The 13,704-nt window shown below is 45.1% G+C and carries 12 protein-coding genes; 2 read left to right on the forward strand and 10 right to left on the reverse strand.

What is annotated here, in order from left to right; translation table 11 throughout:
• Positions 1-25: 25 nt before the first annotated feature.
• The 4 genes from AAHT65_RS19490 to AAHT65_RS19505 all read right to left on the reverse strand — a co-directional run bounded on the left by AAHT65_RS19490 (position 26) and on the right by AAHT65_RS19505 (position 3,255).
• The gene (locus AAHT65_RS19490) at positions 26-1,207 is read right to left on the reverse strand and encodes an acetyl-CoA C-acetyltransferase (protein ID WP_088117552.1); all 1,182 of its coding nucleotides are present in this window, start codon (positions 1,205-1,207) and stop codon (positions 26-28) included.
• 244 nt (positions 1,208-1,451) lie between these two features.
• Complete coding sequence (locus AAHT65_RS19495; RefSeq protein WP_003325489.1) at positions 1,452-2,195, reverse strand: glycerophosphodiester phosphodiesterase; 744 nt, start codon at positions 2,193-2,195, stop codon at positions 1,452-1,454.
• A 111-nt stretch (positions 2,196-2,306) separates the two neighbouring features.
• Complete coding sequence (locus tag AAHT65_RS19500; RefSeq protein WP_010789171.1) at positions 2,307-2,930, reverse strand: N-acetylmuramoyl-L-alanine amidase family protein; 624 nt, start codon at positions 2,928-2,930, stop codon at positions 2,307-2,309.
• 22 nt (positions 2,931-2,952) lie between these two features.
• Positions 2,953-3,255 (reverse strand): hypothetical protein, encoded by a 303-nt coding sequence (locus AAHT65_RS19505; protein ID WP_003325487.1) that lies wholly within the window; start codon positions 3,253-3,255, stop codon positions 2,953-2,955.
• A 455-nt stretch (positions 3,256-3,710) separates the two neighbouring features.
• Here AAHT65_RS19505 and AAHT65_RS19510 point away from each other — a divergent pair, with 455 nt between their 5' ends.
• Both AAHT65_RS19510 and AAHT65_RS19515 read left to right on the forward strand, forming a co-directional pair.
• On the forward strand, positions 3,711-4,829 hold the full coding sequence (locus tag AAHT65_RS19510) for an NADH-dependent flavin oxidoreductase (protein ID WP_088117553.1): 1,119 nt from the start codon (positions 3,711-3,713) through the stop codon (positions 4,827-4,829).
• A gap of 164 nt (positions 4,830-4,993) precedes the next feature.
• The gene (locus AAHT65_RS19515) at positions 4,994-5,851 is read left to right on the forward strand and encodes a manganese catalase family protein (RefSeq protein ID WP_003325485.1); all 858 of its coding nucleotides are present in this window, start codon (positions 4,994-4,996) and stop codon (positions 5,849-5,851) included.
• 167 nt (positions 5,852-6,018) lie between these two features.
• Here the strand turns inward: AAHT65_RS19515 and spo0A are convergent, their stop codons facing one another.
• The 6 genes from spo0A to dxs form a co-directional block, all read right to left on the reverse strand.
• Positions 6,019-6,816 carry a sporulation transcription factor Spo0A gene (gene spo0A, locus AAHT65_RS19520; RefSeq protein WP_010789174.1) on the reverse strand — a complete coding sequence of 266 codons (798 nt, stop codon included), beginning with the start codon at positions 6,814-6,816 and terminating at the stop codon, positions 6,019-6,021.
• Positions 6,817-7,098: 282 nt separating this feature from the next.
• Positions 7,099-8,379 (reverse strand): SpoIVB peptidase, encoded by a 1,281-nt coding sequence (gene spoIVB, locus AAHT65_RS19525; protein ID WP_003325483.1) that lies wholly within the window; start codon positions 8,377-8,379, stop codon positions 7,099-7,101.
• A gap of 195 nt (positions 8,380-8,574) precedes the next feature.
• Positions 8,575-10,305 carry a DNA repair protein RecN gene (gene recN / locus AAHT65_RS19530; protein ID WP_088117554.1) on the reverse strand — a complete coding sequence of 577 codons (1,731 nt, stop codon included), beginning with the start codon at positions 10,303-10,305 and terminating at the stop codon, positions 8,575-8,577.
• Positions 10,306-10,340: 35 nt separating this feature from the next.
• A complete protein-coding gene (gene argR, locus AAHT65_RS19535) occupies positions 10,341-10,790 on the reverse strand; it encodes an arginine repressor ArgR (RefSeq protein ID WP_003325480.1) in 450 nt (149 codons plus the stop codon).
• Between the two features lie 98 nt (positions 10,791-10,888).
• Positions 10,889-11,734: a TlyA family RNA methyltransferase gene (locus AAHT65_RS19540; RefSeq protein WP_106360549.1), complete on the reverse strand. Its 846-nt coding sequence runs from the start codon at positions 11,732-11,734 to the stop codon at positions 10,889-10,891.
• Positions 11,731-13,632: a 1-deoxy-D-xylulose-5-phosphate synthase gene (gene dxs / locus AAHT65_RS19545; protein WP_003325478.1), complete on the reverse strand. Its 1,902-nt coding sequence runs from the start codon at positions 13,630-13,632 to the stop codon at positions 11,731-11,733. The genes AAHT65_RS19540 and dxs overlap by 4 nt, the downstream gene beginning before the upstream one ends.
• Positions 13,633-13,704: the final 72 nt, after the last annotated feature.

Genomic DNA, 13,704 nt, shown 5'->3' on the forward strand with positions numbered 1-13,704 from the left:
TATCTCCCTTTGCGCAAGATAGGTTTCAATGGACCCGGATTAATATGGCGTCACCTTGGGCGGCCCCGCTGCAGATGGCAGCGATGCCTAAACCGCCTCCCCTTCGCTTCAATTCGTATATCAAAGTCATAAGTATTCTTGCGCCGCTTGCTCCAATCGGGTGTCCAAGAGCAATGGCCCCGCCATTCACGTTTACCTTTTCACGGTCCCATCCGACGATTTTTTCGCATGTCAACGCAACAGAAGCAAATGCTTCATTAACTTCAAACAAGTCGATATCCTGAACCGAAAAACCGGTTTTTTTCAGCAGTTTATTGATGGCAAGCCCCGGGGCCGCAGCAAGACATGATGCTTCCTGGCCGACTGCTGCGAATCCGAGTATCGTCGCCAGCGGTTTCTTTCCGAGCTCGGCGGCTTTTTCTTCTGACATGAGCACAAAAGCTCCCGCCCCGTCATTTACTCCCGGTGCATTGCCGGCAGTGACCGATCCCTCCTTCGAATAAATCGGCGGCAGTTTTGCAAGCTGCTCTAAACTGGTCTCCCGGCGCAGACCTTCATCGGTATCCGCTGTTTTCGTCTTCCCTTTTCGGTCAACCCAAACCACCGGCACAATTTCCTCTTTAAACTTCCCTTCATCAATCGCATGAGCAGCCCTTTTCTGGCTGCGCAGAGCCCACTCATCCTGCTCCTTACGGGTAATTCCATATTCTTCAGCCGCAGTATTCCCATGAACAGCCATGTGAACCTGATCAAAAGCACAGGTTAATCCGTCATAAACCATCAGATCCTGCATTGCAGCATCCCCCATACGGGCGCCCCAGCGTCCCGCAGGAACGGCATAAGGAATATTACTCATGCTTTCCATTCCTCCAGCTACAAGGATATCCCCATCTTGAGCCCTGATGATTTGATCCCCTAAGGTGACAGCCCGAAGACCTGATGCGCATACTTTATTAATCGTTTCAGTCGGCACCTCCCACGGCACCTCCGCCAAACGTGCAGCCTGGCGAGACGGGATTTGGCCTGCGCCTGCTTGAACGACCATGCCCATAATGACTTCGTCTGCTTGACTCCCATTGATTCCCGCCCGGCTCAAAGCTTCCTTAATGGCGATCCCCCCAAGTTCAGCAGCCTTCAGCTCCTTTAAAGCTCCGCCAAATTTGCCAAAAGGTGTTCTTGCGGCACTCACGATGACTGTTTTCGTCATGATTTCACCTCTCCTTACTTCTTTAATCTCCACATCGTTGCGTATGACAGAAACAAGACAGCGCTTACAAATGAAGTTTATCTTACCAATTACTTTTACCCATACATCATCCTATTTGAATGTTATGCATCGGCAAATCCGTTATGAATTGTTAGCAGATATAAAGACTTGTCCACATATGTAAGCGTTATCATTGCTATGTAAATTGCAGACTGCCGAGAAAACACGGCAGCCTGATTTCATTTTAGCATAAAGTATCTTCATTATGGGCAATAGAAACGGCTTTTTCGGGAAAATCTGTAAAAATCCCTTCTGCTCCAGCCTCAATCATCCATTTCATGTCATCTGCATGATTGACCGTAAAAGGCCTGAAGGCAATATGTCCGGCTTTTAGATTTTCTATGATCTCATCGGTTACTGCCGGAGTGTGGAGTTTCGGGTGATAACCGGATGCCGGAATGGCGTTCACATATTGCTCAGGTTTGTAAAGCACATCTAATGTTAAAACCGCCCGTTCTATTTCGGGCGCAAGCCGGCTGCACAACGCAAGGCTCTCATGATTAAACGAGGACAAAATAATCCGTTCCTCAATGCCGAAGCGCTTAATCTGCTCTAATACTTTTTCTTCCATCCCCTCATAACGGAATACACTGTTTTTCAATTCTATGTTAATAAGAAAATCAGCTTTTTCCGCCCATGACAGGACGTCAGAAAGCAGCGGCACCTTGACATCCCCGTACTCCTCTTTCCGATTGGCGGAGGCAGTGGCTGATCGGATCACATCATACGCCGTATCCTTCACAAAACCTGCAGCAGTCGTCGTTCTGTTGAGCTTCTCATCATGAATGACGACAATTCGGCCGTCTTTTGTCAGCTGCACATCCAGCTCAATGCCGTCCGCGCCAGCTTCAATCGCTTTTTCAAACGCGAGCATCGTATTTTCAGGGAAATGCCCGGAAGCTCCCCGATGGGCAAAAATCTTCGTCATTGTTTCACCTCAAAGCCATTCTCAGCATTTTTCTTTATTATAAATGTTTTGGCCCGGCTGATCTAGAAACCAATGCTTTTTTTACACTTTCTTAATAATGGCGGCTGAACGCTACTTCGCGTAATACGTTTCAATTCCTCCGACAATCGCGTCAGCAGCCTTCTCTTGATATTGGCCGCTATTCAGCTTTTCCGCATCAGAGCTGTTTGTGATAAAACCAAGCTCAGCTAATACACTTGGCATCTGTGAATATGTAATAACATAAAATTCCGCTTCCTTGACGCCTCTGTCTGTCGTATCTAATGCCGGCACCAGCTCATTCTGAATGTCGGCCGCTAAGCGTTCACTATTTTCCGCTTCGTAATCAGAATTAAAATAGGTTTCAGTCCCTGAAGCCGAAGAAACACCTGAATTTGCATGAATGCTGACAAACAGGTCAGATCCGTTCATGCTTGCTTTTGCGACTCTCTCCTCCAAGCTTAAAAAGGTATCGTCTGTTCTTGACGCAACAGCCGTTGCACCCTCATTTTTGAGCTTGTCCATTACATCATTAGAGACAGCCAGGTTGATATTTTTTTCGAATAATCCATTGCCGACGGCTCCGCTGTCAGAGCCGCCGTGTCCCGCATCAATATAAATAGTTTTTCCTTCAAGCGGTTCGGCCGCCTTGGCTTCCGGGGCCAGCACCAGAGCCGCCAGCCCGAATATCGCCAAGCTTTTATATAAAACCTTCACGTTACTCTCCCTCCAGGTCTCTCTATAAGTTCTCGTTCTCTTTAATATCTTCAAGCTTCAACGTTCCGTTATCGTCTTTTGTATATTTCACCTGTACTTTCGTATAATCGGGGAGTGATTCACATTCAGCCCGCTTATTCTTGGGCACCTCAATCATTTTTTCTTCGCCGTCAATATTCACCGCTATGGTATGGCGGTCTGCCGCCCCAATATACTTCCCTTCCTGTGTAAATTTCGGGGAAGAATCAGCCTGATTTGCGCTTGCCGCCGCTCCGCACCCAGCCAGCATCAGGACACCGAACAAAAGAAGAACTGTTTGTCTCACGTGATCACCTCTTAATTTCTTGTTCGGCTCTATCTTTTACCAGAATAATAGATTTGTAAAGGACGCCGGTTAGCCCGGCTTCATTTCCATAAATTTATAAAGGGCTATCCTACCTGCTGATTTCCTATTGTTAGAAAGAAAGCAAGCTGAATCGTCCATGAATATGTCTCTATATTTGAATGTCATTTGCAAAAATTAACGGAAATGAACGACTTTTTCATCATTTTTCAAAAATTTGCGCCAATCTAAAAAAGAGGCCCGCAGCCTGAGCTTCTCTTACGTATTTTGGATCAGATTGGAAGCGTGATGAGCGGCGGTGAGGAGTCAGCTAATTTTCATCTAACCATCAGCCATTTTTTAATTGATTCTGAAAGGCTTAAGCAGAACATTTGCATTAAATTTAAGATGTGGGCTAGAATACTCTCGAGTTAACTGACAGAAAGAAGATGATGATATTGAAGAAAAAGTATGAACCTCTGTTTGAGCCATTCACATTTCCAAGCGGTGTAACAATAGATAATCGTATCGCGGTTGCACCGATGACCCATTATTCTTCAAACGAGGATGGAACCATCTCTGACCAAGAACTTGACTATATTATTCCTCGTTCAAAAGAAATGGGCATGGTTATCACAGCTTGCGCCAACGTAACGGCTGACGGAAAAGCATTTCCGGGCCAGCCGGCAATCAACCAAGATTCACAAATATCCGGCTTGAAAAAGTTAGCTCAAGCCATCCAAGCGCAAGGATCAAAAGCGATTGTCCAAATTCACCACGGAGGCATTGAATGCCCTCCTGAGCTTGTGCCGAATCAAGAAGTTGTCGGAGCAAGTGATATATTTGATAATGGCAAACAAATCGTCCGCGCCCTTGAGGATCATGAGGTCGAAAATATCGTAAAAGCGTTTGGAGAGGCAACAAGACGCGCGATTGAAGCAGGCTTTGACGGCGTGGAAATCCATGGAGCGAACGGTTACTTAATTCAGCAGTTCTATTCTCCAAAAACAAACCAGCGCACAGACCGCTGGGGAGGAAGCGCTGAGAAACGTTTAGCATTTCCTCTCGCTATAGTAGATGAAGTAAAAAAAGCCATTGCCTCTCACGCTAAAGAGCCCTTTGCACTCGGCTACCGTCTGTCTCCGGAAGAACCGGAAACGCCGGGGCTTACAATGGCTGAAACCTTTACACTTGTTGACGCTCTTGCAGAAAAAGAACTTGACTACCTGCACATATCGCTTATGGACGTCAATTCTAAAGCCCGCCGAGGAGCAGATGAAACACGCACCCGTATGGACTTGCTGAACGAGCGTGTCGGAAACAAAGTACCGCTAATTGCAGTAGGCTCAATTCATACTGCTGACGAAGCATTGCAAGTTATCCAAAGCGGCATCCCGTTAGCTGCCATGGGGCGAGAAATTTTAGTTGATTCCCAATGGCCTGCGAAAGTGAAAGAAGGCCGTGAAGAAGAAATCGAAACCATTATTAAATTGGGAGATAAACCGAAATATCACCTGCCTGAACCTTTGTGGCAAATGATTATAAACACACCGGGCTGGGTGCCGTTCGAAGATTAAAGCTCGTATTCTAGACTGTCGAAATTCATTCGGCAGTCTTTTTTAATGTAATCCTCTGTTTAGTTGCATCTATGCCTCTGCCAAAGACAAATGCGTGAATAAAAACACCATTAAGCTGAACAATAATAGCTGAATAAAACTTATGTGAGAAATGAGGTTTTTTGATGTACTACTATAAAGAGGAATTAATCAATGTGATTACACCTGATCAGCCTGATCCCGAAGCCGCAAAAGTATTACAGGAAATATTAGGCGGGCACTTTGGCGAGATGCGGACAATGATGCAGTATTTCTTCCAAAGTTCAAATTTCAGAGGAAAAGATACCCAGTACCGCGATTTGCTTCGCGGTGTATTTTTAGAAGAAATTGCCCATGTAGAGCTTGTTCAAAACACAATCAACCAACTATTAAATGATTCAGGCGAATCCTCCCGTCCGGGAAATGCAGGAGCCGATCAGGCGCCTCTTGACGATGCCGTCAGACATGCAAATCCGCATCATTATATTATTGGCGCTCAAGCTTCCCTTCCGGTTGATGCTGCCGGAAATCCTTGGAACGGTTCTTGGGTTTACAGCCACGGCAACCTGATTGGTGATCTTCTTGATAACCTGGTGCTTGAATCAACGGGCGTCCTTCAGAAAACCCGTATTTATGAGATGAGTTCAAACAAAACCTTCCGTGAAACACTGGCGTTTCTGATTGTAAGGGATAACGCGCATCAAAACGCTTTTGCCAAGGCGCTTGAAACGCTTGGTGTAGAATGGGGTAAACTTTTTCCAGTCCCGAATTATGATATTAATAAATATCCGGAATGCAGAAAATATGTAGAGATGGGATATCACAATGCCCAATTTAACTTTAGACTCGATCCAACAAGAATACAAGAAATTTTCCAAGGCCAAACGCCTAGCCGAAATAATGAAACCCTTGCTGTAACAGACCCTCCGAAAGGATTCCCTGTTCCGACGCTGCCTGAAATGCCTAATGAGCACAGCCCGGGGACAAGAGATTTGAATTTCTAAATTGAAAACAGCATCGCTCACAGGCCCCGGGATTGTACCCGGGGTATTTTTATTGTTTATTTACAGACGAAATAAAGACCAACGAACTGGATCATTGGTCTTTGGGAAACAGGTTATTTGGTTTGGAACTGCAATGGAACTTTCAGCAGAACAAGGTGTTACGCGGTTTAGCTTGCTTTATGCTCAAGTCTCAGCTTATCAGCCACCATCGCAATGAATTCTGAGTTTGTAGGTTTTGCCTTCGTCATGCTCACTGTGTACCCAAACAATGAAGAAATCGAATCGATATTCCCTCTGCTCCATGCCACTTCAATCGCATGGCGGATCGCTCTTTCTACACGGCTTGCAGTGGTGTTGAATTTTTTGGCGATATCGGGATAGAGTACTTTCGTGATGCTGCCGAGCAATTCGATATCGTTGTAGACCATTGAGATGGCTTCGCGCAGGTAGAGATACCCTTTGATATGTGCCGGGACGCCGATTTCGTGAATGATGCTTGTTATGCTGGCGTCGAGATTTTTCCGTTTCGGCTCATGATTTCTAATGATGCTGCCATGTGATGAAGGCGCGCGATGTGTCACACTGCTTGAATTTCCGCTGACTTGGCGGATATGCCCGACAAGGTTTTCCATATCAAACGGCTTTAGGATAAAATAAGACGCCCCTAAATCGACGGCTTTTTTCGTAACGTCTTCCTGTCCGAACGCTGTCAGCATGATCACATTCGGCTGCTTTGAAAGATCTGACTCCCTGAGCCGTTCCAATACCGCAAGTCCGTCTAAATGCGGCATTATAATATCTAAGACAAGAACATCAGGATCTTTTTCTTTAAATAAAGACAGGCATTCCTGGCCATTATAAGCCACGCCGATGACTTCCATATCTTCCTGACCCTCTATATATTCACTCAACAGGCTTACGAGCTCTCGATTATCATCAGCAACACAAACTTTAATTTTCTCCACGTTTCTTCCTCCCCCAATGTAGTTAACAGGACAATTCCTATTAAATGACTGCTACATGATAAATTCGACAAAACCACTATATCCCCTTTAAAAAAATCATATTCACCAATAATAGTGGTATATCTTTGTTTTTCTATGTTATTCTCCGTTTTTCGACTAAAAATTAAATTTGACAAACAAGGAAACGTGAATTTGTCGAAAAATCTTCATTTTCATTTTACCGTAATGCCCATGAGAAGTGAAGTGATAATACAGCAAAAAAAACTGCCGGATTTCCGGCAGTCAGCTTGCTTTTTCTTTTCCGTAAATATCAATTCCCGCTTCTGAAAGCATCCATTCAATGTGGACGCCGTAGCCGCTTGTCGGATCATTTACAAACACGTGGGTGACAGCTCCGACAACTTTTCCGTTTTGGATAATGGGACTTCCGCTCATCCCCTGTACAATTCCGCCGGTCTTTTTCAATAATTTCGGATCTGTTATTTTTAAGACCATTCCTTTTGTGGCCGGAAATTTTTGCGGTGTGGTGCTGACAATTTCAATATTGAATTTCTCCACTTTGTCGTTTTCAATGACGGTTAATATTTCGGCCGGTCCTTCTTTCACTTCATTTGATAAAGCAACAGGAAGCGCTTTGTCTGAAATGTTGTTCTCAATCGTCTGGTTTAATGTCCCAAAGATGCCGAACGGGCTGTTTCTGTTAATATCGCCGATAATGTTTCGATCAGAAGAAAATCTTGCAAGTTTTTCACCAGGATTTCCGCCTGTCCCTTTTTCAATCGAAGTGACGGTTGACCGAACGATTTCGCCATCTTCTACAACGATCGGTTTTTTCGTATCCATATCAGAAATCACGTGGCCAAGCGCACCGTATTTTTTTGATTTAGGCTCATAGAAAGTCATTGTGCCGATTCCGGCGGCAGAATCGCGGATATATAGACCGATCCGATACATCCCTTCCGCTTCGTCTTTTTCAGGCACAAGTTTTGTTTTGATTTTTTGTTTGTCCCGCTTAATCAGAAGATCTAACGATTCTCCCGTTTTGCCCGCTTTCTGGATAAAAGGAGCAATATCGCTCATCTTTTCAATTTTTTGTCCATTCATTTCAATAATGATGTCGCCTGCTGTAATTCCGGCTGATTCCCCCGGAGATTTTTTGCCTTCCTCTGTATTCACTTGATGGAACCCGACAACGAGCACACCGACAGAATGAAGTTTCACACCGATGGATTGTCCGCCGGGAATGACTTTTAAATCAGGAAGGACTTGCACTTTTGTTTTTTTGATTGGAAATCCGGCAAGATCATATACTAATTCTGATTTCCCTGCTTTTTGGCCTGTTATTTTTGTTTCGTGCTGATCCTTTTGCAATGTGAATGCTTCTGATAATTCTTCCTCTTGACCGCTTACTGATAAGTTTGTTTCAACGGCTTGTGTTTGCGTTTCGAATACTCTCATTTGCGTTGGAATCAGTAAATATTCTTTAAATGGTTTAAAAAAACCTACACTTAATAAAGAAACAAGGAGAATTACACCTACTGCTTTTCTAATGTTATCGGGCATTTATTTACTTCACTCTCCTCGCTCCTATCCCACACCATTCTTTCTTTATTGATTGCTGCTACATCATTACTTTTGCCTTCTCAGCCTTGATTTATAACTGGCATATTAAGAAAAACATTGGATAAACTGATAAAGGAATGGATGTCCTGCGCGAAAAATGCCATAAAAAAAATAAGCTGCCCGTAAAAGAGCAGCTTATCCTGTCGTTTTCACCTGATTGGCTTGTTTTAAAAGTTCCTTCGCATGCCGTTTGGTCAGATCGGTCACTTCGACTCCGGCAATCATCCGGCCGATTTCCGCCACCTTTTCCTGCTTTGACAGCGGAGTGACATGAGTTGTTGTTCTTCCGTCTTTTGATTCTTTGGCAATTAAAAGATGGGTATCCGCCATAGCGGCGACCTGAGGCAGATGGGTGATGCAAAGCACTTGTGATCCCATTGACACCTTATGAATCTTTTCGGCGATCGCCTGAGCGACTCTTCCGCTGACTCCTGTATCGACTTCGTCAAAGATGATTGACGTTACATCCTGCTGTGAGGAAAAGATGCTTTTCAACGCAAGCATCACCCTCGACAACTCTCCGCCAGATGCTACTTTAGAAAGCGGTTTTAGCGGTTCGCCCGTATTGGTCGAGATCAGAAACTTCACTATATCTATTCCTTGATCAGTCAGTTGGACCGGCTGTCCGTTTACAATCGGAGCTTCTTCATTGCGCGATGCCGTCCTGATAAGAAATTCTGTATCAAATGTTGACTTCTCCATATAAAGGCTTTTCAGCTCCTGCTGAATTTGAACAGCCAGCTTTTTCGCCCACGCTTTTCTGATTTTTGAGACGTTTGCCGCTTCTACCGCCACATCTTTACCGACAGAATCCAGCTCCTGCTTAAGCGTTTGAAGGTGGCTGTCTCTGTTTTGGATTTGGTCAATCTCTTCTTCAATTTTTGAAGCGTATTCCAAAATGTCTTCTACAGTAGCGCCGTATTTACGTTTCAGCTGCTTGATCTCATTTAAGCGGGTTTCAATAAAATTCAAACGCTCCGGATCGTACTCAAGCTCATCCAGCATGTTTCTCATTTGAAATGTAGAATCTTCAAGCAGATAATAGGAGTTAGAGACACTTTCAGAAAGTTTTTGCAGCGGTTCATTGATGTCGGATATATCGTCAAGCTGGCTTGACGCCATGCCGACCCAGTCCAATCCGCCCTGCTCATTTCGAAGCGCGTTATAAGCATTTTGCAGCGCCTCATAAATCTTTTCGAAGTTTGAAATTTGCAGGCGTTCCTCTTGCAGAATATCGTCTTCATTCAGTTCCAGACCCGCTGATTCAATTTCATCCAGCTGGAATTGAATCAAATCCAGCCGGTGGGCCATTTCCTGCTCGCTTTCAGACAGCTGCCTAAGTTTTTTCAGTACCTTCATGTAACGCTGATAACCTTCCCGATAAGCATGGAGCGCGCTGTCAGCTTCTTCTCCGGCAAACTTGTCCAACAACTGAAGATGCTTATCGTCTTCCATCAGCAGCTGATTATCGTGCTGCCCGTGGATATCTAATAAGAGCCTGCCGATTTCCCTTAGCGCTGCAATTGTAACAAGCTTACCATTGACGCGGCACACGCTTTTTCCGCTGGAATTTATATCACGCCTCAACACAATCATATCATCTGATACATCAATCCCCTGTTCATGGCACACCTCAAAAACAGGATGTCCGCTTTCTAAAAGAAACAGCCCTTCAAGTTCAGCTTTTGTTTCGCCGTACCTGACAAATTCAGACGATCCACGGCCTCCGACAAGAAGAGAAATGGCATCAATAATAATGGATTTACCGGCACCGGTTTCTCCCGTTAATACAGTCAGCCCCCGTTCAAAAGAAACCGTCAATTCTTCTATAATGGCAAAGTTTTTTATTGATAGTTCAGCTAACAAACAGCATTACACCTCTTATCATTATAAAATTTACGCTACAGAAGCTCCAACAGGCGGCTTTTTACGCCGTCGGTATCATCAGGCGTCCGGCAAATGATTAATATGGTGTCGTCTCCGCAAATGGTGCCCATGATTTCATCCCAATCCAAGTTGTCCATAAGCGCGCCGATTGCCTGCGCATTGCCCGGCATTGTTTTGAGCACAATCATATGGCTCGCAGAATCAATTTTAACGAAGGCGTCCATCAGCGACCGTTTCAGCTTGGAAAGCGGATTGAAACGCTGGTCAGCCGGAAGACTGTATTTATAGGAACCGTTATTCGTCGGCACCTTTACAAGATGAAGTTCTTTTATATCGCGGGAAACGGTCGCCTGTGTTACCTTGTACCCGTCTTGCTTAAGGATGTCGACTAGTTCATCCTGTGTTTCAATTTCATTGCTGGTAATGATCTCTCTGATCTTAATATGCCTCTGGCCTTTATTCATGTAAGCACCTCAGTTTTACAGCTTTTCTGTTCATTCTATGTTATATGATTCCTTAAAAAAAGTACACGAATGCAGAAAAAAGGAATAATAGCGCACTATTATTCCGGAACTTCTGCTTTTTTTTCTTTTAACGTTTTATGTGCCTCACTCACAGTCAGGCTGATCGCTTCCTCTGACAGCTCAATCCCGTCTTGTCCGTCTCCGTCCCAATACAGGTGAAGAAGGAATTCAATGTTCCCGTCTCCTCCGGTAATTGGTGAAAATGACAGGCCTTTGCACACATAGCCCTCAGCCGCTGCAAACCGGATCATGCGCTGAAGCACTTCCATATGCACCTTGGGGTCTCGGACGATGCCTTTTTTTCCTACAGATTCCCGTCCCGCTTCAAACTGCGGCTTAACAAGCGCGATACAATCGCTTCCTGATACAAGCAAGGTTTTTAACACAGGGAGAATCAGCCGCAATGAGATAAAAGAAACATCAATTGTGGCGAATTCCGGCAGTCCTTTTGTAAAGTCAGCGGCGGTTGCGTATCGAAAATTGGTGCGTTCCATAACAACGACCCGTTCATCCTGCCGAAGTTTCCATGCAAGCTGATTGTAGCCTACATCAACCGCATACGATTGTTTGGCTCCGTTTTGAAGAGCGCAGTCTGTAAAGCCTCCGGTTGAGGAGCCGACATCAATCATTATCTTGCCTTCAACGGAAACAGGAAATTCCTGCAACGCTTTTTCGAGTTTTAAGCCGCCTCTGCTCACATATTTCAGCGGATTGCCTTTTACGGTTAACGGAAGGTCGCGTTCAATTTTTTCACCGGGTTTGTCCAGTCGATTTTCATTGGAATACACGATGCCGGCCATAATGGCCCGTTTTGCTTTTTCACGCGTTTCCATTAACCCTCTTTCAACTAATAACACATCTAATCGTTCTTTCTTTGCTGTCATGATCCAATTCCTTTATGCGTCTTTCTCGGTGTCAATAATCTGAGACGGTTTGCCGCCTGCTGTTTTGTCAGGCCGATTTCTTCAAGAAGCGCTGTGACGCTGCCGTGTTCAATAAATTGATCCGGTATACCCATACGGTCGATCGGGGTATGGTACATCCCCTGTTCCTGAGCAAATTCCAAAATAGAGCTGCCGAATCCGCCTTCTAAGACCGCTTCTTCAATGGTTAAAATCGGAAGGCCTTCCCCGAGTATATCCTTCATCATTTTTTTATCAATCGGCTTAATAAAACGAGCGTTGACAACACGTACCGAACGGCCTTCTTTTTGCAGTTCTTCCGCTGCTTCAAGAGCCATTTCAATGGTTGTTCCAAACGTCAGGATGACCGCGTCAGTTCCCGGACGCAGCACTTCCCATGAGCCAATCGGAATGGTCTGAAGTTTTTCATCCATCTTCACGCCAAGCCCGTTTCCGCGCGGGAACCGCATGGCAATCGGACCGTCATCGTAGCTGATCGCTGTCTGAACCATATGCCGTCCTTCGTTTTCATCTTTCGGCATCATCAAGACTATATTCGGGATGTGGCGCATAAAGGCGATATCAAATACACCTTGGTGCGTTTCTCCGTCTGCCCCGACTAATCCGGCGCGGTCTATTCCGATAAAGACATTTGCGTTCTGGCGGCAAATGTCATGAACGACCTGGTCATACGCACGCTGCAGGAATGTCGAATAAATGGCAAGGAACGGTTTCATTCCTTGTAAAGCCATGGCAGCTGCCATGGTTGCGGCGTGCTGTTCGGCGATCCCTACGTCAAACATACGTTCAGGGAATTCTTTCGCAAAGCCTTCAAGCTTCGAACCGACCGGCATGGCCGGCGTAATGGCAACGATTCTTTCATCGTTTCGAGCAAGCTCCTGAACCGTGCCGCTGACAAGCCCGCTCCAAGAAGGTGCAGCCGCTTTCGGTTTGAGAAAGTCCCCTGTATTGATTTTATAAGGGCCTGTGCCATGCCACGTACCGACAGTGTCCGTTTCAGCAGGCTTATATCCTTTTCCTTTTTTGGTGATCACATGCAAAAGAACGGGCCCTTTTGTTTTCTTGGCGTATTGAAGGTTCTCAAATAGCTCAGTATAGGAATGTCCGTCAACCGGTCCTAAGTACGTAAATCCCAGCTCCTCAAAAAACATGCCGGAGACGAGCATATACTTCAGACTGTCTTTAATTCGTTCCGCTGTAGCGGCAAGCTTTCCGCCAACTGCAGGAATCCGCTTAAACATATATTCAAGCTCATCCTTAACCCATTGGTATTTGCCTGCTGTACGAAGGCGTCCAAGCATGGAATGAATGGCGCCGACATTCGGAGCAATGCTCATTTCGTTATCGTTTAATATCACAATCATATCTTTTTTCTCATGTCCGATATGGTTCAACGCTTCAAGAGCCATACCGCCGGTCAGCGCCCCGTCTCCGATAATCGGGATGATGTATTCATCTGATCCCTTAATATCACGGGCGGCTGCCATTCCCATTGCGCCGGATAAAGAAGTTGAGCTGTGTCCGGTTTCCCAAACGTCATGCTCGCTTTCACTTCGTTTCGGGAAGCCGCAAAGCCCTTTGTACTGGCGCAGCGTTTCAAATTCTTTTCCCCGCCCGGTTAACAGCTTATGGACATAAGACTGGTGTCCGACATCCCATAAAAATTTATCTTTCGGGCTGTCGAATTCCTTATGCAAAGCGATTGTAAGTTCGACAACTCCTAAATTCGGCCCGATGTGTCCGCCTGAAGCCGATAATGACGTAATTAAAAAGCGGCGGATGTCATCACTTAATTTCTCTAATTCATCATTGGTCATGTTTTTTAAAAATGATGGGTCCTGTATTGATAAAAGATCCAAAACGGATCAACTCACTTTCAGCATGAATTTCTGCAAATATATCATGTCTTTTGCCTTAAATGCCTGGATGCA

The organism is Bacillus atrophaeus (genome assembly GCF_039519175.1).
Classification (GTDB): domain Bacteria; phylum Bacillota; class Bacilli; order Bacillales; family Bacillaceae; genus Bacillus; species Bacillus atrophaeus.

Coding starts and splice junctions, on each gene's coding strand:
- spoIVB (WP_003325483.1), bottom strand. CDS start 8,379: ATGCCCGATAACATTAGAAAAGCAGTAGGTGTAATTCTCCTTGTTTCT.
- AAHT65_RS19540 (WP_106360549.1), bottom strand. CDS start 11,734: ATGACAGCAAAGAAAGAACGATTAGATGTGTTATTAGTTGAAAGAGGG.
- AAHT65_RS19495 (WP_003325489.1), bottom strand. CDS start 2,195: ATGACGAAGATTTTTGCCCATCGGGGAGCTTCCGGGCATTTCCCTGAA.
- argR (WP_003325480.1), bottom strand. CDS start 10,790: ATGAATAAAGGCCAGAGGCATATTAAGATCAGAGAGATCATTACCAGC.
- AAHT65_RS19515 (WP_003325485.1), top strand. CDS start 4,994: ATGTACTACTATAAAGAGGAATTAATCAATGTGATTACACCTGATCAG.
- AAHT65_RS19490 (WP_088117552.1), bottom strand. CDS start 1,207: ATGACGAAAACAGTCATCGTGAGTGCCGCAAGAACACCTTTTGGCAAA.